Origin of the sequence: Pseudomonas syringae pv. tomato str. DC3000 (assembly GCF_000007805.1) — a bacterium.
Taxonomy (GTDB): Bacteria; Pseudomonadota; Gammaproteobacteria; order Pseudomonadales; family Pseudomonadaceae; genus Aquipseudomonas; species Aquipseudomonas avellanae.
The window spans coordinates 4,249,611-4,274,751 of sequence record NC_004578.1; the positions used below are offsets into that span (position 1 = coordinate 4,249,611).

General features: G+C 61.4%; 17 protein-coding genes. 11 read left to right on the top strand and 6 right to left on the bottom strand.

All coding sequences use genetic code 11. The features are described from left to right. Positions 1 to 105: 105 nt before the first annotated feature. Positions 106 to 4,962 carry an NAD-glutamate dehydrogenase gene (locus PSPTO_RS19455; RefSeq protein ID WP_011104706.1) on the bottom strand — a complete coding sequence of 1,619 codons (4,857 nt, stop codon included), beginning with the start codon at positions 4,960 to 4,962 and terminating at the stop codon, positions 106 to 108. 365 nt (positions 4,963 to 5,327) lie between these two features. Here PSPTO_RS19455 and PSPTO_RS19460 point away from each other — a divergent pair, with 365 nt between their 5' ends. The 10 genes from PSPTO_RS19460 (at position 5,328) to PSPTO_RS19505 (ending at position 18,435) form a co-directional block, all read left to right on the top strand. After that, positions 5,328 to 5,687, top strand: a complete 360-nt coding sequence (locus PSPTO_RS19460) for a hypothetical protein (protein ID WP_044392753.1) — start codon at positions 5,328 to 5,330, stop codon at positions 5,685 to 5,687. A 47-nt stretch (positions 5,688 to 5,734) separates the two neighbouring features. Further along, entirely contained in the window at positions 5,735 to 6,484 is a 750-nt protein-coding gene (locus tag PSPTO_RS19465; protein ID WP_011104707.1) for an amidohydrolase family protein, read from the top strand. A 205-nt stretch (positions 6,485 to 6,689) separates the two neighbouring features. Beyond that, complete coding sequence (locus PSPTO_RS19470; protein ID WP_002554476.1) at positions 6,690 to 7,649, top strand: AAA family ATPase; 960 nt, start codon at positions 6,690 to 6,692, stop codon at positions 7,647 to 7,649. Between the two features lie 4 nt (positions 7,650 to 7,653). Beyond that, the gene (locus PSPTO_RS19475; RefSeq protein WP_003376303.1) at positions 7,654 to 8,598 is read left to right on the top strand and encodes a DUF58 domain-containing protein; all 945 of its coding nucleotides are present in this window, start codon (positions 7,654 to 7,656) and stop codon (positions 8,596 to 8,598) included. Beyond that, positions 8,595 to 9,089, top strand: a complete 495-nt coding sequence (locus tag PSPTO_RS19480; RefSeq protein WP_011104708.1) for a DUF4381 domain-containing protein — start codon at positions 8,595 to 8,597, stop codon at positions 9,087 to 9,089. The genes PSPTO_RS19475 and PSPTO_RS19480 overlap by 4 nt, the downstream gene beginning before the upstream one ends. Continuing rightward, entirely contained in the window at positions 9,082 to 10,140 is a 1,059-nt protein-coding gene (locus PSPTO_RS19485; RefSeq protein ID WP_005769151.1) for a vWA domain-containing protein, read from the top strand. The genes PSPTO_RS19480 and PSPTO_RS19485 overlap by 8 nt, the downstream gene beginning before the upstream one ends. Next, entirely contained in the window at positions 10,137 to 11,855 is a 1,719-nt protein-coding gene (locus tag PSPTO_RS19490; RefSeq protein WP_005769148.1) for a VWA domain-containing protein, read from the top strand. The genes PSPTO_RS19485 and PSPTO_RS19490 overlap by 4 nt, the downstream gene beginning before the upstream one ends. Beyond that, positions 11,852 to 13,507, top strand: a complete 1,656-nt coding sequence (locus PSPTO_RS19495; RefSeq protein WP_011104709.1) for a BatD family protein — start codon at positions 11,852 to 11,854, stop codon at positions 13,505 to 13,507. The genes PSPTO_RS19490 and PSPTO_RS19495 overlap by 4 nt, the downstream gene beginning before the upstream one ends. Positions 13,508 to 13,549: 42 nt before the next feature. Further along, positions 13,550 to 14,794, top strand: a complete 1,245-nt coding sequence (locus tag PSPTO_RS19500; RefSeq protein WP_011104710.1) for an exonuclease SbcCD subunit D C-terminal domain-containing protein — start codon at positions 13,550 to 13,552, stop codon at positions 14,792 to 14,794. Continuing rightward, positions 14,791 to 18,435 carry an AAA family ATPase gene (locus tag PSPTO_RS19505; RefSeq protein WP_011104711.1) on the top strand — a complete coding sequence of 1,215 codons (3,645 nt, stop codon included), beginning with the start codon at positions 14,791 to 14,793 and terminating at the stop codon, positions 18,433 to 18,435. Before PSPTO_RS19500 ends, PSPTO_RS19505 begins: the two co-directional genes overlap by 4 nt. A 264-nt stretch (positions 18,436 to 18,699) precedes the next feature. Here the strand turns inward: PSPTO_RS19505 and PSPTO_RS19515 are convergent, their stop codons facing one another. The 5 genes from PSPTO_RS19515 to PSPTO_RS19535 form a co-directional block, all read right to left on the bottom strand. Then, on the bottom strand, positions 18,700 to 18,882 hold the full coding sequence (locus PSPTO_RS19515; protein WP_005769138.1) for a hypothetical protein: 183 nt from the start codon (positions 18,880 to 18,882) through the stop codon (positions 18,700 to 18,702). Between the two features lie 176 nt (positions 18,883 to 19,058). Continuing rightward, positions 19,059 to 20,231: a lactonase family protein gene (locus PSPTO_RS19520; RefSeq protein WP_005769135.1), complete on the bottom strand. Its 1,173-nt coding sequence runs from the start codon at positions 20,229 to 20,231 to the stop codon at positions 19,059 to 19,061. A 79-nt stretch (positions 20,232 to 20,310) separates the two neighbouring features. Continuing rightward, positions 20,311 to 20,595: a DUF5629 family protein gene (locus PSPTO_RS19525; RefSeq protein ID WP_046463335.1), complete on the bottom strand. Its 285-nt coding sequence runs from the start codon at positions 20,593 to 20,595 to the stop codon at positions 20,311 to 20,313. Positions 20,596 to 20,801: 206 nt separating this feature from the next. Then, positions 20,802 to 21,794, bottom strand: coding sequence for an AraD1 family protein (gene araD1 / locus PSPTO_RS19530; RefSeq protein ID WP_005769130.1), 993 nt, complete (start codon positions 21,792 to 21,794; stop codon positions 20,802 to 20,804). Positions 21,795 to 21,873: 79 nt separating this feature from the next. Beyond that, positions 21,874 to 23,181, bottom strand: a complete 1,308-nt coding sequence (locus PSPTO_RS19535; RefSeq protein WP_005769128.1) for an MFS transporter — start codon at positions 23,179 to 23,181, stop codon at positions 21,874 to 21,876. A gap of 213 nt (positions 23,182 to 23,394) precedes the next feature. Between PSPTO_RS19535 and PSPTO_RS19540 the strand changes: the two genes are divergently transcribed. Further along, positions 23,395 to 25,137 (top strand): IlvD/Edd family dehydratase, encoded by a 1,743-nt coding sequence (locus PSPTO_RS19540; RefSeq protein WP_005769126.1) that lies wholly within the window; start codon positions 23,395 to 23,397, stop codon positions 25,135 to 25,137. Positions 25,138 to 25,141: the final 4 nt, after the last annotated feature.

Below are 25,141 nucleotides of genomic sequence, written 5' to 3' on the forward strand. Positions count from 1 at the left end.
ATCCAAGCTGGTTGCGCTTAGGCGCAACGCGCCATGCTTGGCGCACCACAAAAAAACCGCATCTCTCGATGCGGTTTTTTCATGGGTCAAGCTGTTACAAGCGGATCAGACCGTGAGGCTCTGCCCGCTCATGGCCAGGTCCAGCAGTTCGCGGTTGGCGACGGCATACATGGCGTAGTCCGTGCCACTGGCCGCACGCAGCTCGACCAGCATGGCGCGCCAGCGCTCGACCATCAGCGAATGCTGTTCCAGCCACAGAGCCAGACGCGCTTCGATGTCTGACGGGCCGTCTGCCATTTGCAGGACCGACACGGTGATCGCCCGCTGTTGCCAGTCGATATCGTCACGGAACGCTTCACGCGCCAGGGCTTGCCAGTTGTTTTCCACCGGCAGGCTGCTGATCTGCTGCAAGTACCAGGTGATGTCCAGCGCGCTGCCTACGGCGAAGTAAGCCTTGGCCACATCGGCAGCGTTCTGCCCGGTGACGTCGGAGGCTTCGATGATCGGCAACAGCGTGTACAGGTGAGTCGTCCCGGCAACCATGCGCGCCAGCAATTCCGGCACGCCGGCTTCGACATAAGCCTGATAACGCGTCTGCCAGATCTCGCGGGTCGGACCTTCCAGCAGTTCGTCGAGCTTGAGGCCCAGCGCGGCGAGGTGCGGACCGAAGTGCGCCACGTCACGACCGGCATCCAGCTCGTTGCGACGGCTACGCAGGAACCAGCGCGTGGCACGACGCCCCAGACGCATCAGCTCATCCATCAGCGCCAGCTGGATTTCAGCCGAAACCTTGTAGTCCAGCGATTCGATCTGACGGAACCAGTGCGGCAGGTGGAAGATGTCCCGCACAATCACGTAGGCACCGGCCACAGCCGCAGCACTCATGCCGGTCGACTCTTTGAGGCGCTGCACAAAGGTGATGCCCATGTGGTTGACCAGGTCGTTGGCGATCTGCGTGCTGACGATCTCGCGCTTCAGACGGTGGCTGCGCATGGCCGTGGAGAACCTGGCACCCAGTGACGGCGGGAATGCGGTTTCCATGTCGCGGGTCAGATAATCATCATCCGGCACACGCGATTCCAGCAACGCTTCCTTGAGGTCGATCTTGCTGTAGGAGATCAACACCGACAGCTCGGCACGACTCAGGCCTTGTTTGGCCGCAACCCGCTCGGCAATCTGGTCTTCAGCAGGCAGGAACTCAATGGCGCGATCGAGCTTGCCACGCGCTTCCAGGTCGCTCATCAGACGCTTGTATTCGGCAATCCGCTCGTACGCACGGCGTGCGGCCAGCGACAGTGCCTGGGTCTGCTTGTAGTTGTTGCCGAGCACCAGATGACCCACTTCGTCGGTCATGCTTTCGAGCAGCTGGTTGCGCTGCTTCTCGGTCATGTCACCGGCCTGCACCACTTCGTTGAGCAGGATCTTGATGTTCACTTCGTGGTCGGAGCAGTCCACACCACCGGCGTTATCGATGAAGTCGGTGTTGGTTGCGCCGCCATTGAGGCCGAACTCGACACGACCCAGCTGGGTCATGCCCAGGTTGCCGCCCTCGCCCACCACCTTGCAGCGCAGCTCGTTGCCGTCGACACGCAGCGCGTCGTTGGCTTTGTCGCCGACATCGGCATGCGACTCTTCGCTGGACTTGACGTACGTACCGATGCCGCCGTTCCACAACAGATCAACCGGCGCCTTGAGCAGCGCGTGCAGCAGCTCGGTCGGAGTCAGCTTGTCGGCCTTGATGTCGAAGCGCGCCTTCATCTGTTCGGTGATGGCGATGCTCTTGAGGCTGCGCGGGAAGATCCCGCCGCCAGCGGACATGATGCTGGTGTCGTAATCGGTCCACGACGAGCGCGGCAGATTGAACAGACGCTCGCGCTCGGCAAAGCTGCTGGCCGGCTCCGGGTTTGGATCGATGAAGATGTGCAAGTGGTTGAACGCTGCGACCAGTTGCAGTTTGTCGGACATCAGCAGGCCGTTGCCGAATACGTCACCGGCCATGTCGCCGATGCCGATCACGCTGATGCTGTCCTGCTGCACATTGATGTCGCGTTCACGGAAGTGACGCTGCACGCCCACCCACGCGCCCTTGGCGGTGATGCCCATCTTCTTGTGGTCGTAACCGGCCGAGCCACCGGAGGCGAACGCATCACCCAGCCAGAAGCCGTAGTCGATAGCGATGCCGTTGGCGATGTCGGAGAAGGTCGCGGTGCCCTTGTCGGCGGCGACCACCAGGTACGGGTCATCGTCGTCGTGGCGCACCACGTTGACCGGCGGCACCAGCACGCCTTCCTTGAGGTTGTCGGTGATGTCCAGCAGGCCCGAAATAAAGATGCGGTAGCAGGCAATTGCTTCTGCCTGCACTTCGTCGCGGTTGCCAGTGGTTGGCAGACGGCGCGGCACGAAGCCGCCCTTGGCGCCGACCGGCACAATGACAGAGTTCTTCACCTGTTGAGCCTTGACCAGACCGAGCACTTCGGTACGGAAGTCTTCTTCGCGGTCCGACCAGCGCAGGCCGCCACGCGCCACGTTGCCGAAGCGCAGGTGCACGCCTTCGACACGCGGCGAATACACGAAGATCTCGAACTTGGGCACCGGCTTTGGCAGCTCAGGGATCAGGCGCGGGTTGAACTTGAAGCTGAAGTAACTCTTGCTCTGCCCGTTTGCGTCAGCCTGATAGAAGTTGGTCCGCAGGGTGGCCTTGATCAGGTCCAGGTAGCGACGCAGGATGCGGTCTTCGTTGAGCACCTGAACATCGTCCAGTGCGGTCAGAATCGCCTGCTCCAGACGCAATTGCTTGTCGTCCAGGTCATCGGAGCCCAGTTTGCGCGCCAGATAGAAACGGGTCTTGAACATACGCGTCAGCTCGCGGGCGATGTCGGTGTGGTTGTTCAGGGTGGTGGCGATGTAACCCAGATCAAAGCCCAGACGAATCTGCTTCAAGTAACGCGCGTAGGCACGCAGCAACGCCACGTCGCGCCATGGCAGACCGGCCGTCAGCACCAGACGGTTGAACGCATCGTTTTCGGCATCGCCGCGCACGATATGCACGAACGCATCCTGCAAGGTGTCGTTAAGCTGTTGAATATCGAGGCTCAAACCTTCGCCATAGGTAAAGGCGAAGTCATGAATCCAGAATTCGCGACCATTGGCGTGGTGCAGGCGATACGGGAACTCGCCCAGTACGCGCAGGCCAAGGTTTTCCAGAATCGGCAGCACGTCGGACAGCGCCAGCGGCGTGTCGGCGTGATACAGCTTGCAATGCAATTGCTGACGATCACCGGCCAGCGGCTGATAGAAGCTCATCACCAGTGGATTGGTTTCGCTCAGGCTCAGCATGTGCTGCATGTCGACCACGGCCGAGTGCGCCGCAAAGCGCTCGCGATAACCCGCCGGGAAGCCTTTCGGGAAGTCGGCCAGCACGTTGGTGCCTTGCGCTTCGCCGAAGCTTTCCACGACCAGACTGGCGTAGTCGTCCTTCCACGAGCGGCAGGCCTGAATGACTTCGTTTTCCAGCTGGGCAACGTCGATGTCCAGGTTGATCTTCGGGTCTACCCGCAGGATCAGTTGCACACGCGCCAGGACCGATTCGGAGAAGAATGTCCAGAACTCGCAGTCACTGGCTTTCAGGCGATCCATCAGCACCTGCTGGATCTTCTGCCGCACTTCGGTGGAATACACGTCACGCGGCACGTAGGCCAGGCAGTAGCAGAAACGGCCGTACGGGTCCTTGCGCAGGAACACGCGAATCTTGTTGCGCTCCTGAATCTGCACGATGGACATGACCGTGGCGAACAACTCGTCCACCGGGGTCTGAAACAGGTCGTCGCGGGGCAGCACTTCGACGACCTGCGCCAGTTCCTTGCCCAGGTGCGCCTTGGCATCGAAGCCGGAACGACGCTCGACTTCTGCAACCTTGCGGCGAATGTACGGGATCTGCCGCACGCTCTCGCCATACACCGACGAGGTGTACAGGCCCATGAAGCGGCATTCCTTGATGACCTTGCCGGAGGCGTCGATCTGCCGGATCGACACGTAGTCCGGGTAGGCCGGACGGTGTACGCGGCTCGGGTGCGCGGCCTTGGCGAACGACAGCAGCACCGGCTCTTGCAGGTATTTCACCGCATAGTCTTCGATGTGCAGGTCTTCGTGGCTCAGCCCCGGACGCAGCAGGCGGGTCAGGCCCAGGAACGAAGATTCGTCGTACACCAGTTGACCGCCATTGGCGTCCGTGCGCACCTCGAACTCTTCGTAACCCAGAAAGGTAAAGTGGTTGTCCACCAGCCATTGCAGGAAGACCTTGATTTCGGCCTTTTCTTCCGCATCGGTGTTGGATTCGTTGGCATCGATGCTCGCCAGCAGATCATGCAGACGCGCTTTCATCGGCGCAAAATCTTCTACCGCGACCCGCACCTCGCCGAGCACCTGCTCCAGCTCGCGAGCCAGCACGTTCAACTCGCTGGCACTGGCGCAGCGGTCGATCTCCAGGTACATCAGCGATTCCTGCAGCACGTCTTCGCCGGTGGCGCCCTTGGGCAGCAGCTCCAGCAACTCGCCGTTCGCGCCGCGGCGCACGCTCAACACGGTGGTTTGCAAGGTGTGGATGCTGTAACCGCGACGGTTCAGCTCGGTGCGTACGGAGTCGACCAGAAACGGCAGGTCGTGATGCAGCACTTCGACGGCAGTATGAGTCGACTGCCAGCCGTGGCGCTCGTAATCAGGGTTGTAGACGCGCACCTGCGGGTGAGCGTGTTCGAAACGCTCCAGCAGACGCCACGCGGACAAGGTGCAGCCTGCCAGGTCGGACAGACGCCGCTGGGTGAGTTCGTCGAGGGAAATGATGCCGAAGAATTGCTCGGCAAACAGCGCCACTTGTGGCAGTGCCTGTTCGCTGATGTGCTGAGCCAGTGCCGCTTGCAGTTGATGCTGGAAGTCGGACTTGCTGGCTGCGGTGAAGAACGCCATCTGTGGTACTCCGCTTTGGCTTTTATTGGGGAGGCTTGAAGAAGGTGTTGCGACCGGGGTGCCCTCACGTTCAACTGTGTGGGCACGACCCCGTCGAGTGTAAAGCTAAAGTACTAACGCCCGCTGTGTCAGGGTAGTCACATTTGAATGCCGGGATGAAAAAACCGGGACGCAGGGCAGACACCCTACACCACTCGTCTGCCATGCAGCTTAACGAGAGCTGACCGCGCACTGCTTACGAAGCTGCGACATATTCGGTCATCAGGTCACGCTAAAATCCGCACGATTGTGCCAATACCGACCGACAATTTATGCCCGGTGCTGGCAAAATCCATCCCACGCTTCCCAACCGCACTGGAAACCCTATGCAAATCAAGACCGCCGCCCTGATCGTCAATGCCTGCGACGACGAATACGACAACATGGCGCTGCTGTGCTGCCACGGAGAAGGCGGCGACCTGTTTTCCCTGACCCGTTTCCCGGATGAAAACGAAGTGGAAATCACCGTTGGCGATGACACGTCGCACACCGTCTCCAGCCTTGAAGTCACCCTGGATGGCCAGCGCCTGCTGGTGCAAATCGGCCCGGCAGATGCCGCGCAACTCAAGGGGCATGAGCAATTTGAAATCATCCACGGCACAGACGCGGACGAGCTGGCGGAGGTTAACCGGACGTTGCGCATCATCACGGCCAACGTGGGTGAGTACGTCAGCAGCGTCGATTGAAGGGCAAAACCCGGTAGAGTGATGGCTTCGCCACCTGGGAGCCCATCATGAACCGTATTTTCGACGCCCACTGCCACATCATCGACCCGCACTTCCCGCTGATCGCCAATAACGGCTACCTGCCGGAGCCGTTCGGCGTCAGCGACTATCTGGCAAGCGTCGGGCCGCTGGGCGTTCAAGGTGGCGCGATTGTGTCCGGTTCTTTCCAGGGTTTTGATCAGGGCTACCTGTTGGAGGCCCTGCGTCTGCTGGGGCCGGGGTTCGTTGGCGTGACTCAGTTGCCCGCCAGCGTTACCGATGCCGAACTGGACACCCTGAATGCGGCGGGCGTTCGTGCCCTGCGCTTCAACCTCAAACGTGGCGGCTCGGAGCAGCTTGACCAACTGGAAGCCCTGGCGCTGCGCGTGCATGAGCGTGTGGGCTGGCATTCGGAGCTGTACATCGACTCACGAGAGCTGGCTGAAATTGAAACCCGCCTGCACAAATTGCCGGCGATCAGCATCGATCATCTGGGATTGAGCGCAGAGGGCCTGCCGGTGTTGCTGCGCCTCGCGGAACGTGGTGTGCGCATCAAGGCCTGCGGCTTTGGCCGTGTGGACTTTCCGGTACGCGAAGCACTCAGGGACATCAATGCCGCCAACCCGAATGCGCTGATGTTCGGCACCGACCTGCCTTCGACCCGAGCACCGCGCCCTTTCCAGGCAGACGATATCGAGTTGCTGATCGACGCCCTGGGTGAGAAAGACGCACAGCGTGCAATGTGGGACAACGCCGCGAGTTTCTATCGCCTGCCGTGAGCGGTGCTCAGGGCCTGCGCCTCAAGCCCTACATAATTGCCGACGGAACGTGTAGGACAATTCTCGGATAAGTGAGGTATCCGTCTCTAAATGCAATAAAAAACCCTCCAGTCGTTAGTGGATAACGACCCGGATAGATTAAAGTAACGCCCCCAGTTCAGCGGTCACCCGACACAGCTGATAACCCTGCCAGGAATCGTCACCGATGGAACATCGTGAAGCGCTGATTGCGCTGCGAACATTTCTTTCAACGCAGATCCTTGGCCAGGAAAAGCTGATCGAACGCCTGCTCATCGCCCTGCTCGCCGACGGCCACATGCTGGTCGAGGGCGCACCGGGTCTGGCCAAGACCAAGGCCATCAAGGAACTGGCAGAAGGCATCGAAGCGCAGTTCCACCGTATTCAGTTCACCCCCGACCTGCTGCCTGCCGACATTACCGGCACGGAAATCTATCGCCCGGAAACCGGCAGCTTCGTGTTCCAGCAAGGGCCAATCTTCCACAACCTGGTGCTGGCTGACGAAATCAACCGGGCTCCGGCCAAGGTCCAGTCGGCGCTGCTTGAGGCCATGGCTGAACGCCAGGTCAGTGTCGGTCGCAGCACCTACGACCTGTCGCCGCTGTTTCTGGTCATGGCGACCCAGAACCCCATCGAGCAGGAAGGCACCTACCCGCTGCCCGAAGCCCAGCTCGACCGTTTTCTGATGCACGTCAAAATCGGCTTCCCGGATGCCGCCGTCGAACGCAAGATCTTGCAGCAGGCGCGTGGCGAAGCCCTCAACGGCGAGACCAAGCCCGAGCGGCGTGTCAGCCAGCAGGCGATCTTCGCTGCACGCAAGGAAATCCTTGGCCTGTACATGGCCGATGCGGTCGAGGAATACCTCGTGCAACTGGTCATGGCCACCCGCACCCCGGCCAAGTTCGACCCTGAGCTGGCCGAATGGATTGCCTACGGCGCCAGCCCGCGTGGCTCCATCTCGCTGGACCGTTGCGCCCGCGCCCATGCCTGGCTGGCCGGACGCGACTTCGTCAGCCCCGAGGACATTCAGGCGGTGCTGTTCGACGTGCTGCGCCACCGCATCATCCTGTCGTTCGAGGCAGAAGCCGCCGGTATCGATCAGGATCGCGTGATTCAGCGCATCCTCGACGTCGTGGCCGTCGCCTGACCCCATGCAACCCTACCTGATCCCCCAGCCGGGCATTCGTGTCAGCCTCAGCGAGCTGATCGAGATGCGTCATCGGGTACGGGAAGTGCAGCTGTTTTCCACGCCGAGCCGACGCAGCCCGTTGATCGGCCTGCACCATTCCAAGCTGCGCGGGCGGGGTGTGGACTTTGATCAGGTGCGCGTCTATCAGGCGGGCGATGACGTGCGCAGCATCGACTGGCGCGTCACCGCCCGTACCCAGGAACCGCACACCAAGCTATTCCATGAAGAGCGCGAGCGGCCGATTTTCATTCTGGTGGAACAAAGCCGCCGGTTGTTTTTCGGCTCCGGCCTGATGTTCAAGTCGGTGCTGGCCGCTCAGGCTGCCGCGCTGATCGGCTGGGCCGCGCTGGAGCACAACGACCGGGTCGGCGGGCTGGTGTTCGGCGATAACGAGCACTATGAAATCAAACCGCGACGCAGCAAGCAGAGCCTGTTGCAACTGCTCAACCGCCTGGTGCGGGTCAACCAGTCGTTGCACACGGAAATCCCCGCCGACCGCGATGCCTTTGGTACTGCATTGCGGCGCGCCCGCGAAGTGCTGCGCCCCGGCAGCCTGGTGATCGTGCTGTGTGATGAGCGCGCGCTGTCCGATGTTGCCGAACAACAGTTGAGCCTGCTCTCACGCCACAGCGACCTGCTGTTGCTGCCGTTGTCCGACCCGCTGGACCGCGCCCTGCCTGCCGCAGGCCTGTTGCGCTTTGCCGAGCGCGGCGCGCAACTGGAACTCGACACCCTCAACCCCGAGTTGCGCCGCGCCTATCGGCAACAGGGCGAAGACCGCTCTGCCCGCTGGGAATTGCTCGCGCAAAAGCTGCGTGTATTGCTCATGCCCCTGAGCACGCAAAGCGAACTGGTAGAGCAACTGCGTGAATACCTCAACGCCCAGCGTCCGGTAAAACGCAAATGAACCCGCTGGATCAACTGCAACCGCTGATCGCCCCCGACGCTGTCGGCTTCTGGCCGCTCGCGCCGGGGTGGTGGGCGCTGCTGTTGCTGATCCCAGCTGCGGGCTGGGGCCTGTGGCGCTTACGCCGACTGCTGCCGGTCAAGGCTGGCAAGGTACGCAGCGAGCAACCACTGGACCCGGTTCGCGTCGCAGCCCTCGCGGAGCTGTCCAGCCTGCCCAAACCCTATGACGGCGCGCCCGCCGGTGCTTGGCTGCAACAGATCAACGGGCTGCTCAAACGCCTGTGTCGCAATCATTACCCGCACAGCCAGAGCCACACCCTCAATGGCCGCAAATGGCTGGCGTTCCTCGACAATCGCTGCCCGGCCGCGGGCCTGACGCGCTGGATGATTCTGGTCGAAGGCGCTTACAAACCCGAGTGCAAGCTGGATGACAAGGCCATCACCGGGCTGACCCAGGCGGTCGATACGTGGATTCGCAAACATGTTTGAATTCGTCTGGCCCTGGGTTTTCGTCCTGCTGCCACTGCCGTGGCTGATGCGCGCCTTGCTGCCGATGGCTGACAGTGGAGAGCCGGCGCTCAAGGTCAGTTTTCTCGGCGAACTCGAAGGGCTGAGCGGACGCCGTGCCAAGGCCAATCTGCCGGTCTGGCGCCAACGTGCGCCGTTTCTGCTGATCTGGCTGTTGCTGCTGATTGCAACTGCGCGCCCGCAATGGCTGGGCGAACCCTTGCCGGTGGCGGCCAGCGGTCGCGACCTGCTGGTGGCGGTCGATGTGTCCGGGTCGATGGACTACCCCGACATGCAGTGGAAAAGCGATGAAGTCAGCCGACTGGTGCTGGTCCAGCAACTGCTTGGCGACTTTCTGGAAGGCCGCAAGGGTGATCGGGTCGGCCTGATCCTGTTCGGCACGCAGGCATTTGTTCAAGCACCGCTGACCTATGACCGACGCACCGTGCGGGTCTGGCTCGACGAAGCGAAAATAGGCATTGCAGGCAAGAATACCGCCGTTGGCGATGCTATCGGCCTGGCCCTGAAACGCCTGCGCCTGCGCCCGGCCAACAGCCGTGTGCTGGTGCTGGTCACCGATGGCGCCAACAACGCGGGGCAGATCGATCCGATTACTGCCGCACGGCTGGCCGCCGAAGAAGGCGTGAAAATCTACCCCATCGGCATCGGCTCGGACCCCGATAAAGACGCCCTGCAGAGCGCGCTGGGCCTGAGCCCGAGCCTTGACCTGGACGAACCGACGCTCAAGGAAATCGCCAGTATCAGTGGCGGCCAGTATTTCCGCGCGCGCGACGGCGACCAGTTGGAAAAGATCCGTGCCACCCTCGATGCGCTGGAGCCGGTTGCCCAGCAGCCCACCCAGGCGCGCCCGGCACAGACGCTTTATCAATGGCCGCTGGCGAGCGCCCTGCTGCTGAGTGTGCTGCTGGTATTGCGCGAACTGTGGCCCAACAATGCCCTGCAACGCCTGCTTGCACTTGCCCGTTCCATTCAATGGCGCGAGCGCCTCAATCGTCTGCGGAGGTCGCGATGATCGCCGCGCTCTGGCCGCACTGGTTCCGCCCCCAATGGTTGTTGATTCTGCCATTGCTGGCACTGCTGATCTGGCGTCTCTGGCATCGGCAGAAACGTGCCGGGCGCTGGCAAACGCTGCTGCCCACGCACTTTCATGCCGTTTTGCTCAATGGCGGGCGAGGCAGCAACAGCAAATTGCCGTGGTTCGCGCTGGGGCTGGCCTGGTTGCTGGCACTGTTCGCCCTGATGGGGCCTAGCTGGCAGCGCGTCGAGCAAATCAGCCAGAAGCCGGTCGATCCGCTGGTGGTGATACTCGAGCTGACCCCGCAGATGCTCGCCACCGACACGCCACCGACGCGCCTTGAACAGGCCCGGCGCAAACTGCTGGACCTGTTGCAGAAACGCAGCGACGCGCAAACCGCCATTGTTGTCTACGCAGGCAGCGCGCACACGCTGGTGCCGCTGTCCGACGATCTGGTCACCAGCCATAACCTGCTTGATGCCACCAGGCCGTCAATCATGCCCATGACCGGCCAGCGCGCCGACCTGGCGGTACACAAGGCGCTGACCCTGCTCAAGCAAGGCGCGCTGGGTCAGGGGAGAATTCTGCTGCTCACCTCGTCGCTGAGTGAGCAGGAGCGCCAAGGCATTCGCGAAGCCTTGCGCGGCCAGTCTCCGCCGTTGCTGATCCTCGGCATCGGCACGGCCGAAGGCGCGCCGGTGACCCAGGAAAACGGCAGCCTGCTCAAGGACGATCAGGGCGCGATTCTGGTGCCACGCCTGGACAGCGCCAGCCTCAATGACTTCGCCGATCAGGTCGGCGGCAGCTACCGTCAGGCGCGCGGCGACGAAGAAGACCTGCGCAGCCTCGGGCTGTTGGCCAGCCCTCAGCACGTGCGCAGCGACGGGCAACTGGTGCAACTCGATACCTGGGCCGATCAGGGTCACTGGTTGCTGTTGCCGCTGTTGCTGATCGCCGCGCTGGCGGGCCGACGCGGCTGGTTGTTCTGTCTGCCGCTGGTGTTCGTGTTTCCGCAGAACAGCCAGGCGTTCGAGTTTCAGGACCTGTGGCTGCGCCCCGATCAACAGGGCCAGCGGCTGCTGGAACAGCATCGGCCAGCCGAGGCTGCGCAGCGCTTTGACGATGTGCGCTGGAAAGGCGTAGCGCTGTACGAAGCGCAGGATTACGCCAGCGCCGCCCGGCAGTTTGCCCAAGGCAACAGCGCGACAGACCACTACAATCGTGGCAATGCGCTGGCGCGCAGTGGTGAGCTGGAAGCTGCACTGGATGCCTACGAACAGGCGCTGGACCGCCAGCCGGAGTTTCCTGCCGCGCAAGCCAATCGGGCGCTGGTGCAGGGTGTGCTGGATCAGGCCAAGGTGCAAAAGCCTGCGCAGGACGAGCAAAACAAGGCCGATCAGGGCGAAGAAGGCCAGCAAGCCTCACAGGACCCGAACAGCAGCGCGTCGCCAGCCGATGAAAACCCGTCCCGAACGGACCAACCCGGCACCAGTGAAAGCCTGCCGCCGGATACCAGCGGCCAGGCGGCCTCAGGCTCGGCGATGGACGACGAACACACCACTCGCCCGCCGACTCCGGGCGCCGACAGCCCGATCACCGGCGAGCGGCGTCAGGAGCTGGAGCAGTGGCTGAGGCAGATTCCGGATGATCCGGGCGAACTGCTGAGGCGCAAATTCCGCTACGAACAGCAACATCAGGAAAAGACCCGATGAGTCGCGTGTACACCTTATTGACCGGCCTGCTGCTCAGCCTGATCGCCTTGTCGTTGCAGGCTGCGCAACTGACGGCCAGCGTTGACCGCACGCGCCTGAATGCGGGTGAAACGGTCGAGCTAACGCTGGAAACCGACGACGTCACGCAGTTCGGCAAACCCGATATGAGCTCACTGGAGGCCAGTTTCGAGGTACGTGATACCCGCCAGCTCAACAGCCTGAAGACACTCGACGGCAGCAGCCAGGCCACCACGCGCTGGATCGTCACGCTGCTGCCACGCGAGACCGGCAGCGTGATCATCCCCTCGTTGCAGCTGGGTGAACTGAAAAGCCAGCCCCTGACCTTGCAGGTCATGCAGAGCGAAACCAAGGAACCAACCAGCCACCTGGCGTCGATCTTCATCGAAGCGAGTCTTGATCAGGACAGCGTCTATGTTCAGGCTCAGGCCGTGCTGACCCTGCGCGTCTATCATTCGGTGTCGCTGTTCGACGACAGCAGCCTGAACCCCTTGCAAGTGCCGGATGCGCGGGTCGAAAAACTCGGCGACGCGCGCACCTACGAAAAGCTCATCAATGGCGTGCGCCACGGCGTGATAGAGACACGCTACGCGATTTACCCGCAGCAAAGCGGCGTGCTTACCATCCCGTCGCAGGTTTTCAGTGCCACGCTGGTGCAACCCCCTGCCGAAGCGCAGGGCCAGGAGGCCAATCCGTTCGGCCCGCAACCGGGCAAATCAGTGCGGGTCAAGTCCGCCGAAGTCCCGCTGACCGTCAAACCCAAGCCTGCCAACTACCCGGCCGACATCGCCTGGTTGCCAGCGCGCAGCATCAGCCTCGAAGAAAACTGGAGCCCGGAGCCGGGTACCACTCAGGTCGGCGACTCATTGACCCGAACCATCACCCTCAAGGCAGAGGGGCTGGCCGGTGCGCAATTGCCGCCGCTTGCGCCGACCGAAGTGCCGAGCCTGCGGCGTTATCCTGATCAGCCACAATTGCGCAACCTGCCCAGCGAACGGGGCCTGATCGGCACGCGTGAAGAGCGCGAGGCACTGGTACCCGGTCGTGCCGGAGCAATCGAACTGCCTGCCGTCGAAGTGACCTGGTGGAACACCCGTGAAGACTACCTGGAACACACCAGCCTGCCGGCGCGAACCCTGCAGATCAGCAACAACCCCGGGCTTGCGGTGGACACACCGGTGAGCAATGAGCAAGGCGGTATGACCGTGATCGGCCCGCCGGTCTGGCCTTGGCAATTGAGCACGTTGCTGTTTGTCTGCACCACCCTGCTGGGCCTTGCGCTGTGGTGGCGGGCGCGTGGGCAACCGGCAATCGCCCGGACCGTGCAGGCCGGGCCGAGCCCGCGTACCGTGCTGGATGATCTCAAGCGCGCCTGCCTGGCCAACGACCCACAAGGGACCCGTCAGGCACTCGACGCCTGGGCCCGCCAACAGCCGGAAACCCTGGCCGAAATGGCAGCGCGCTTCGTGCCGCTGTCTGATGCGCTGGACGGCCTGAACGGTGCGCTTTATAGCGAAACCGGCAAGCTGTGGCTGGGCGAAGACCTCTGGCGCGCCGTGCGCAAACTGCCGGCCGCCGAACATATTCAGGACCCGGCAGGCGATGCCGGGTTGCCGCCGCTGTATCCCAAGTGAGGATGCAGCGCAGGCATTACCCTTACACGACAAGGTAAACCAATGCGTCTGTTTCACACCTCCGACTGGCATTTGGGTCAGAACCTGCATGGCCAGGAACGGGACTTCGAACATGCCTGCTTTCTGACCTGGCTGCTGGCCCGTCTGGCCGAACGACAGCCTGATGTGCTGCTGATAGCAGGCGACATCTTCGACACCGTCAACCCGCCGGTCAAAGCCCAGGAACGGCTGTACGACTTCATCGTCAACGCCCACGAGCAACAGCCGCTGCTGACCATCGTGATGATTGCCGGCAACCATGACTCCGGGTCGCGCATCGAACTGCCCGCGCCGCTGATGCGCCGTCTGCGCACCCATGCGCTGGGCAGGGTGATGTGGCTGAACGACGGCGTGCTGGATGCCGAACGTCTGCTGCTGCCGTTGCCCGATGCCAATGGCGACATCAAGGCCTGGTGCCTGGCGCTGCCCTTCCTGCGCCCCGCTGAAGTCACCGGCCCGACCCTGGGTGATGACTACCTGCGCGGCATTGGCCGGGTGCATGAACTGCTGATCGATGCGGCCAATCTCAAGCGCCAGCCAGGCCAGGCATTGATCGCCATCAGCCACGCACACATGGCGGGCGGCTCGGTCTCGGAAGACTCCGAACGCAGCCTGATCATCGGCAACGCCGAAGCCTTGCCCGCCAGCCTGTTCGGGCCGAGCATCACCTACGTCGCCCTCGGCCATCTGCACAAGCCGCAGCGGGTCAATGGTGAAGAGCGTATTCGCTACAGCGGCTCGCCGATCCCGCTGTCCTTTTCGGAAATCGGCTACCAGCATCAGATTCTCGAGATCAATTGCGACGGCGACACGCTGACCAGCGTCGAGCCCTGCCTGATCCCGCGCGCCGTCAACCTGCAACGTCTCGGGCCTGCGCCATTGGCTGATCTGCTGGTGCAGCTCAAGTCGCTGCCGGACATCGACCTGCTCGCCGACCCGGACCGCCAGCCGTGGCTGGAAGTGCGCGTGCGTCTGGATGAGCCGCAACCGGACCTGCGCAACCAGATCGAAACCGCGCTGCAAGGCAAGGCCGTACGGCTGGTGCGCATCGGTGCCGAATACGCCGGTAAAGGCAGCGCCGATGGCAGCGACGGCGAGGCGGGCCTGATCGAACTGGACCAGCTCACCCCACAGGAATTGTTCAGCCGTGCCTGGCAAGACAACTTTGGTAGCGAGGTGGACGAACAGACCCTGACCGATTTCGCCACGCTGCTGCGTGAAGTTCAGCAGGAGAGCGAACAGCCATGAAGATTCTTGCCATTCGCCTGAAAAACCTGGCCTCGCTGGCCGGGCCGTTTGAAATTGATTTCACCGCCGAGCCGCTGGCCAGCGCCGGCTTGTTCGCGATTACCGGGCCTACCGGCGCGGGCAAAAGCACCTTGCTCGATGCCCTGTGCCTGGCGCTGTTCGGGGCGATTCCGCGGCTGAGCAATATCGGTCAGTCCAAGGTCCCGGACATCGATGGCGACATCACCACCAGTGACCCGCGCACCCTGCTGCGTCGTGGCACCGGAAGCGGTTACGCCGAGGTGGATTTCATCGGTATCGATCAGCGTCGCTATCGGGCCCGCTGGGAAAACAATCGCGCACGGGACAACGCCACCAAGAAGCTACAGGCCAGCCGTCAGACGCTCACCGATCTGGACAGCGAGCAAATCCTCAGCAACCATAGCAAGCGGGAATTCGAGCAACTGATCGAAAGCCGTCTGGGCTTGAATTTCGAGCAGTTCACCCGCGCCGTGATGCTCGCCCAGAGCGAGTTCAGTGCCTTTCTAAAAGCTGATGACAAGGAACGCAGCGAACTGCTGGAAAAGCTGACCAACACTGCGATCTACAGCCAGTTGGGCCGGCGCGCCTACAGCAAGAGCAAGGAAGCCGAAGAAGCGCTGAAAGCCCTCACCACCCAAGCCAGCAACATCGTCCCGCTGGGCCCGGAGCAACTGGTCGAGCTGGAACAGCGCTTCAGCGACGCACAGCAACACCTCAAAACCCATCAAGCACAACAGCGGCAGCTGGAACTCAAGCAGCAATGGCTGATCGAGCTGCATCGTCTGGGTGACGAACAGCTCGCCGCGCAGGAAGCGCTGAACAGTGCGCAACAGACCTGGGACCAGCAAAGCGGCGAGCGGCAAACTCTCGGCCAACTGGAGCGTCTGGGCCCGCAACGCCATCGCTTTGCCCGCCGGACCACCTTGAACGCCCAGCTCGACCCGCTGGCCGAGCAGATTCGTCAGCATCAGGCTCAACACACCTCGCTGCAGGGCCAGCAACAACAGCTGGAAACCCACCGCGCTCAGGCGCACACCAGCCTGCTGGACGCGCAGCAGCAACACGGCAGCGCCAAACCGCTGTTGCAACAGGCGTTTGATGCCCAGAACACCCTCAATCACCTGGCCCAGGAACTGACCAAGGCCTGCGACCTGCATCAGCACACCGGGCAGCTTTGCGCTGAAGGTCAGGCCAGCCTGCAAACCCTGCTCGACCAGCAGCAACAGGTTGCGCAGCGCCTTGAACGGATTGCCGAACAACTGCAACGCAGCAGCGAGCTGGCCCCGCTGGCTCAGGCCTGGAACGCCTGGCGCGACCGCCTGAAATCCCTGACGCTGATCGCCAACCGCCTCAAGCACGGGCACAGTGAGCTGCCAGCGCTGCAACAACGCGCTGGCGTCGCCGACCAGCAGTTGGACGAGCAGCGCAGCGCGCTGGAATTGCTCTATCGCGAAGCCGACTGCGAAGTCGAGGCTGTGACCGAGCAGGTGCAGATTCTTGGCAGCCTGTTGCAGGACAACCGTAAACAGCAACGCGCGTTTGAAGAACTGACTCGCCTGTGGGCCAGCCAGCAAGACGTCGACCGTCAGCTTGCTGATCTGACCCGGCAACAGCAAAGTGCTCAGCAGCAACGCGAACAGCTCAACAGTGAAGGCCTGCGGGTTCGTGACGAACTGGCAGTCGCCGAGCAGACCCTGACCGTCACCCGGCAACTGCTGGAGCGTCAACGCCTGGCCCGCAGCGCCAGTGTCGAAGAGCTGCGCGTGCAGTTGCAGGACGACCAGCCCTGCCCGGTCTGCGGCAGCGTCGAGCATCCGTGGCATCAGCCCGAAGCGTTGCTTGAAAGCCTCACCCGGCATGACGACGACGAGCAGGCCAGCGCGCAGAAAGCGGTAGACCTGCTGACCGAACAGCGCAATCAGTTGCGTGAACAGGTGGGTGGCGTGATCGCTCGCCAGAAAGAACTGCTGCGCCAGCACGAGCAGCTTCTTGAGCGTCATCAGGCATTGGCGCCCGACCTTGAAGCCCATCCCCTCGCCGCTCAATTGCTGGACCGCGACGCCGATAAACGCGACGGCTGGCTGAGCCAGCAACTGAGCCAGTTGAACGAAGTCATCGCCCGTGACGAGCAGCGTCAGCAGGCTTTGCTGACCTTGCAGAAAGACGCGGCCCGTTTGCAGCAGCAGCTCCAGGCCGCAACCGACGCCAGCCAGACCGCTGCGCGCCATGTTGCCGAGCAACTCAAGCAACTGGACGCCGATCAACAGCGTCTGGAAGAAGAACTGACGGCGTTCACACCGCTGGTCTCGCCGCAGGTGCTTGAAGGCCTGCGCAGCGACGCATCGGCTACGGTGATGCAGCTTGAGCAGCAAATCACCCAGCGTCTGGACCAGCTTGAGCAACAGGCTGAAGAACAGCAGGAACAGCGCGAACGCCAGCAGAAGCTCGAAAAGCAGCAAATCGAGCAGCAGGCGCGCCTGCAACGTCAGAGCGAACTGGCGCTTGAAGTCACCCGGCTCGACGCGCAGCAACAGGCCAGCCAGCAGGCACTGACCGGTCTGCTGGGCGAGCATGCCACGGCCGAGCAATGGCAGCAGGCGCTGGAGAACGCCATCGAGCAGGCCAGGCAAACCGAAAGCTCGGCCGCCGAGGCCTTGCAGCAGATTCACAGCCAGTTGATCCAGCTGGCTGGCGAACTCAAATCCGGCCAGCAACAGCAGCACGCCATTCAGCAAGAGTTGGCCGAACTCGACGTGCAGATCAGTGAATGGCGCAGTCAGCACCCGGAACTGGACGATGCCGCGCTCGACACGCTGCTGACCTACGATGACGCACACGTCGATCAACTGCGCCAGCAATTGCAGGCGACCGAGAAGAACCTGGAGCAGGCGAAAGTCTTGCTGCAGGAACGTGATCAGCGCCTGCAACAGCATCAGGCGCAGCACAGCGACCTGAACGACGACCAGCAACTGACCGCCGACCTGCAAACGGCTCAGGAGCAACTGGCGCAGAGTGAGCAGCAGTGCGCCGACCTGCGCGCCGAACTCAGTGAAGATCAGCGTCGCCGCAATGCCAACAGCGAACTGCAGACGCGTATCGCCGACGCCAACAGCGAATACCTGCGCTGGGCTCGTCTGGCGTCACTGATCGGTTCGGCTGAAGGTGATAAATTCCGCAAGATCGCTCAGGCCTACAACCTCGATCTGCTGGTGCATCACGCCAATGCGCAACTCAAGCAACTGGTGCGCCGCTACCGCCTGAAACGCGGTGGAAGCATGCTCGGCCTGCTGGTGATGGACACCGAAATGGGCGATGAACTGCGCTCGGTGCATTCGCTGTCAGGCGGGGAAACCTTTCTGGTCTCGCTGGCGTTGGCGCTGGGCCTGGCGTCGATGGCCTCCAGCACGCTGCGTATCGAATCACTGTTCATCGACGAAGGCTTCGGCAGCCTCGACCCTGAGTCGCTGCAACTGGCCATGGACGCACTGGACGGCTTGCAGGCACAGGGCCGCAAAGTCGGCGTTATCTCTCACGTACAGGAAATGCATGAGCGAATTCCGGTGCAGATCAGAGTGCGTCGTCAGGGCAATGGGTTGAGTACGATCGAGGTGGGTAACTGAGAAACCTGTGACCCAGAGCGTCACGAACGGCATGCTCACGCTGGAGCGTAGGGAACGATAATCTCAATTATGACTATCGTGCGACGCTCCACATCGGCATGCCGCTCTGGACGCTCTGCGTCCGATCTTGAATGCACCACCGCCATAAGCGCTTTCGCGAACAGGCTCACCTGACATTCCGTGCATGGCCTGCCGCGCAGTGGGCAGTAAGTCGCAGGGACCTGTGTGGGCGAACATGCTCGCGAAAGCGTGACGGCTGACGATTTACTGGGGAGTTTTGTGGTCCAGCGCGGCGTAGAAATTGGCGCTTTGTTGCAGATATTTCGTGGTGTAGGTCTGGCTGGCGTAAGCTTTTTTATCAGTGACGTCGACACTGGCGCTGGCCGGAAGCACGACGCTTGCCGAAATAGCCGATGCAGCGATGATGGAGAAAATATTGAAGTTCATATCGGTCACCCCTCGTTGTCTGTCTGTACGTTTGCTTGACGTGTTGGCCGTCTTGGCCGTGACTCAAACTTACGCCCGAGGGTGGTTCAGCAGAAATCTTTTGTAGCACTAACCCATATCATCAAGAATGATAACGGCTCCAGCCCTTATATCTTGCGGGCTGGAGCCGAACTGACCTACTTTTCGGTCAGAAAACGCAAATAAGACGGTGAATCTGCATCAAATTTCTGCACCGTGTCACCGATCATTCCGCTTTGCGGATCACGGCGCACGGTCACGATCTGATTGCTCTTCTGATTGGCGAACAGCATGAACTTTCCGGTCGGATCAAAAGCGAACTCGCGAGGCTCCTTGCCTTCCAGGGAACGACGCTGAATTTCTTCAAGCTTGCCGCTGGCCTGATCGATCCGGAACACCACGACCTGGTTCGCGTCACCCCGATTGGTCACGTACAGAAACTTGCCATCCGGTGAAGTGTGCAAGGCACCACCACCGTTTTTCTCCTCCACACCTTTGTTCTTCATGTCGACCAGCTGGGTCTGCTTGAAGCCGCCGTCGTGGTAATCAAACACAGCAACCTGCGCCGTCATTTCCAGCACCAGCCAGGCATGCTTGCCATCAGCACTGAACAGGGTATGACGTGGCCCCGAGCCGCCTGGCAACTGCACGGTCGGCACTTTGGCAGGCTGCAGTGGCTTGGCCTGGTTCGCGTCGTAGCGATACACAAACAGCTTGTCGGCGCCCAGATCGGCACTCACCACGTACTTGTTATCCGGGGTCGGCACGGCCAGATGCACATGTGACGACAGTTGCCGCTCACTGTTGACCTTGCTTCCGGGTCCCAGTGGCAAGACCTGAACGGCCTCACTCAACGTGCCGTCCTTGCCTACCGGGACCACTGTCAGCGCGCCGCCCGGGTCAGGGTTCACGGCGTAGTTGGCAACGAACAGGTAGCGGCCGTCGTAGCTGAGGCTGGAGTGCGTCGGTTCTTCACCACGGCTTTGAACCTGATTGATCGGCGTGATCTGACGGGTTTTCGGGTCGATCGCAAAGCTGCTGACCTTGCCGACCACGTCTTTTTGCCCCGGGCCGTTTTCATTGACCGCGAACAGGTGACGCTGGTCTTTGGATAAGGTCAGCCAGGAGGGGTTGTCGGACTTGATGACCTGTAACGGTTTGGCATCGATCAAGCCGGTCTGGCTGTTGAAGCCGAAGCGGTAGATCCCTTCACTTTTGCCTTGCGTGTAGGAACCCATCAGCAATTCAGTATCGGGCATGGGTTGGGCCTGCAGGGTGAACGCGCTCATGGCACTGGCAATCGCCAGCCAGGGCAGGAGTTTATGGGGCATGGGGGCATCCCTTTTTGTTGAGGTTATTGATGCCTGTTACGGCATTGTCGGGTTTATGACAGCGCCCACCCGAATTTAATCAATCCTCCCCGGAATCATCTTCATCAGAGGGGGTAAAAGCGTCCAGGCAGATGATGCGGTGATCGGCATTGCCATCGTTGACGACCCAGCTTTGCAGGGACTCATCGAAGGTTGCAGCTTCGACCTGGGCTTTGCTGAAACGCCATACCTTGCGCTCGCGACCGTCCATGCATTCGATGTTCAGGTCATCGGCAGGCGAAAAGTCCCAGGCGTGCAGCCCGTCGATTTCCAGCATGGTGGTCGCTTCAAGGGCGGCGAGCAGTGTGGTGGGTGTGGTGGTCATGATATTTATCCGGCCTGCAAAAGCGCGAATGATAGGGCAAAAGGCAGGAGGAGATACACCGGTGATCGCCGTCACACGGTGAAGAGCGGACGCAGAGCACTCATCGTTGTACAAGTCCGCTCTTGATTCTGGCCGTAGGCCGTGGGAGCGAACTTGTTCGCGAAAGGGCGGGTGTAGTCGCCGAAAATGTAGCGCCTAAAACACCGTTAAAGCTTGCCAATCCCGCCCGGCTGAAACACCGCTTCGCTCGGCGCCAGGCCGTTGATCAGCGGCTGGCCGAACTCGGCCTGGCTGACCTCGAAGCGATCACCGGGCTGGGTGCGTACGCCATCGGCAAACGACAGGGTTGCGGTGCCAAAAAAGTGCACATGCACGTCACCCGGCCTTAGGAACTGGGCGTATTTAAAGTGGTGGTACTCAAGGTTTTCCAGGCTGTGGCACATGTTGGCCTCGCCGCTGAGGAATTCTTTCTCCCACAACACTTTGCCATCACGCCAGATGCGGCTGGTGCCGGTCAGGCTTTGTGGCAGCTCGCCTACGCGCAGCTCCGGCCCGAAAGAGCAGGCGCGCAGTTTCGAGTGGGCCAGGTACAGGTAATTGCGGCGTTCCATGATGTGATCGGAGTACTCGTTGCCAAGAGCGAAGCCCAGGCGATAAGGCTTGCGATCATGGCCGATCACATAGAGGCCACTCAGCTCAGGCTCTTCCCCACCATCTTCGGCAAAGGGCGGCAATGAAAACGCATGCCCAGGGCGTACGACGATGCTGCCGTCACCTTTATAGAACCACTCCGGCTGAACACCCGCCTGCCCCGCCGCTGGCTTGCCGCCCTCCACGCCCCATTTGAAAATGCGCATGGTGTCGGTCATCGACGCTTCGTCGCCAGACTGCTGGTGCATCTTGTCACGCGCAGACGCACTGCCCAGATGCGTCAACCCGGTGCCACTAACCAGCAAATGCGCCGGATCAGGATGGTCGAGCGGCGGCAGAATCCGCAAGTCCTTGAGCAATTGCGGGTAGTCATGCGTCTCGCCAACGCCACGCTGCTCGACCTGACGAGCCAGACCCGAACCCGCCTCGATAGCCGCCAGCGCCAGCTCGCGAACGCTCTCGACACCCTGCACTTCACGCACCTGATCACCGTCAATCAGCCCGACCCGACGCTGACCGTTGCTCAATTCAAATTGCACTAACCGCATAAGATTCTCCCTGCATCACCATTAAAAACGCCAAGGCCTGCTTCTTCTTGCCGCTTGAAGCTTGAAGCTCGCAACTGCTTCACCTGGCACTCGCCGCAAAATCAGAAGCCGGCAACACATGCTTACGTTCCAGCACGTGATAAACGATCCCGGTCAACACCAGGCCGAATACCATCACCCCGGACAGGAAATACAGGCCCGAGGCCAGGCTGCCGGTCATTTCCTTCAGCGCACCGATCACGAACGGACCAATGTAGCCGCCCAGATTGCCGACCGAATTGATCAGCGCAATACCGGCTGCCGCGCTGGCACCGGCAAAGAAGCGACCCGGCAAGGTCCAGAACACCGCCGTGCAGGAAAACAACGCGAAGGCCACGACACACAGCGCAGCCAGTTGCGCGACCGGCAGGGTCAGCCAGGCGCTGCAGAACAGACCGATGGCGCCCAGCACATAAAGCACCGCCAGATGCCCGTAACGGTCATTGAGGCGGTCAGAACTGCGGGGCACGATCAGCAGGCCGATGATGCCGAAGATGTACGGCACCGAAGACACAAAACCGGTGGTCAAATCGCTGCCGCCAAACTGCTTGATCAGCGTCGGCAACCACAGGCCCAGGCCGTAAATGCTCAATGTCACCGGCAGATAGAACAGCGCCAGAAGCAACACACGCTTGTCTTTCAGCGCATGCAACGGGTTGCCGTGCCGAGTCTGACCGTAGTGTTCGAGGTCTTTTTTTAGTTCACCGGCCAGCCAGTCTTTCTCGGCCTGATCCATCCACTTGACCTGTTGCGGACCGTCCGGCAACCAGCGCAACACCGGCCAGGTGAGCAGAATCGCCGGGGTGCCGATGACGATGAACAGCCACTGCCAGCCATGCAGGCCGAGCACGCCGTCCATGCCCAGCAGACCGCCCGAGACGGGCCCGGTGATCATCATGGCGATGGGTTGCGACAGAATGAACAGACCGAGGATCTTGCCGCGATGGCGCACCGGAAACCACTGAGTGATGTAATAAAGCACGCCGGGAAAGAAGCCCGCCTCGGCCGCGCCCAGCAGAAAGCGCATCACATAGAAACTGTGCGGCCCCTGCACAAACGCCATGCCGATGGTGATCGCGCCCCAGGTGATCATGATCCGCGCGAACCAGCGGCGTGCGCCAAAGCGCTCGAGCATCAGATTGCTGGGGATTTCAAACAGGAAGTAGCCGATGAAGAACAGCCCGGCACCCAGACCATAGGCGGCGTCGCCGATCCCGATGTCCGCGCCCATGTGCAGTTTGGCAAAACCCACGGCGGAACGATCTACATAAGCGATGAGGTAAAGCAGAATAAGGAAAGGAATCAGTTTGAACGTGATGCGGCGTATAAGCCGCAGTTCCTGGCTCATGTAGGCGGTCTCCCATTGTTTTTGTTATGGAACCTGCGGGGATCATCTCTGTGCCTGGGTGCTGATGAAGCTGCCCAGACGCCAGGATGAACCCTCGTCTAAGATCGACTATATAGTAATACTATTTGAACTGACAACTCTTCCAATACGGGTTTTTTAGGCTTACCTTAGCCAGCAGCGTCGTCATTAAGTCTTACAATAAGAGAGCCGATCATGTCTGACTCCGATAAAAAACCGACCCTCCGTTCTGCCCAGTGGTTTGGCACCGCCGACAAGAATGGCTTCATGTACCGTAGCTGGATGAAGAATCAGGGTATTGCCGACCATCAGTTTCAGGGCAAGCCGATCATCGGCATCTGCAATACCTGGTCGGAGCTGACCCCTTGCAACGCGCATTTCCGGCAGATTGCCGAGCATGTCAAACGTGGCGTGATCGAAGCAGGTGGCTGGCCGGTCGAGTTTCCGGTGTTTTCCAACGGCGAATCCAACCTGCGCCCCACTGCAATGTTTACCCGCAACCTGGCGAGTATGGACGTGGAGGAGGCGATTCGCGGCAACCCGATTGACGGTGTCGTGTTGCTGACCGGCTGTGACAAGACCACGCCTGCACTGTTGATGGGTGCCGCCAGTTGCGACATCCCGGCCATCGTCGTGACCGGCGGGCCGATGCTCAACGGCAAGCATGAAGGCAAGGACATCGGTGCCGGCACCATCGTCTGGCAGATGCACGAGTCTTACAAAGCCGGGACTATCAGCCTGGATGAATTCCTCTCCGCCGAAGCCGGCATGTCCCGCTCGGCAGGCACCTGCAACACGATGGGCACGGCCTCGACCATGGCCTGCATGGCTGAAGCACTGGGCACCTCGTTGCCGCACAACGCCGCCATTCCTGCGGTGGACTCGCGCCGTTACGTGCTGGCGCACATGTCCGGCATGCGCGCAGTGGACATGGTCCGCGAAGACTTGCGCCTGTCGAAGATTCTCACCAAGGCCGCCTTTGAAAACGCCATCCGGGTCAACGCGGCCATCGGCGGTTCGACCAATGCAGTTATCCACCTCAAGGCCATCGCCGGACGCATTGGCGTCGATCTGGACCTGGACGACTGGACCCGCATGGGCCGCGGCATGCCGACCATCGTCGACCTGCAACCGTCCGGGCGTTTCCTGATGGAAGAGTTCTATTACGCCGGTGGCCTGCCCGCCGTGCTGCGCCGCATGAACGAAGCCAGACTGCTGCCCAACCCGGATGCGTTGACGGTCAACGGCAAGAGCATCGGTGAGAACACCTGCAATTCCCCCATCTATGGTGAAGATCAGGTAATCCGTGCCTTGGACAACCCGATTCGGGCCGACGGTGGCATCTGTGTGCTCCGCGGCAACCTCGCCCCGCTGGGTGCCGTGCTCAAGCCGTCGGCCGCCACGCCGGCACTGATGCAGCATCGTGGCCGTGCGGTGGTGTTCGAGAATTTCGAAATGTACAAGTCGCGGATCAACGACCCGGATCTGGACATCGACGCCAGCTCGGTAATGGTTCTCAAGAACTGTGGCCCCAAGGGTTATCCGGGTATGGCCGAGGTGGGCAACATGGGTCTGCCGGCCAAGCTGCTCGCTCAGGGTGTGACTGACATGGTACGTATTTCCGATGCACGCATGAGCGGCACAGCGTACGGCACGGTGGTTCTGCATGTCGCTCCGGAAGCGGCCGCCGGTGGCCCGCTTGCGGTGGTCAAGGAAGGCGACTGGATCGAGCTTGACTGCGCCAGCGGCCGTCTGCATCTGGACATCCCGGAAGCCGAACTGGCCGCACGCCTGGCGCAATGGCAAGCCCCGCCACAATTGTTGCTTGGCGGCTATCGCCAACTGTATATCGATAAAGTGATGCAGGCCGATCAAGGCTGTGATTTCGACTTTCTGGTCGGTTGCCGGGGTTCCGAAGTGCCTCGTCACTCGCACTAGTCAC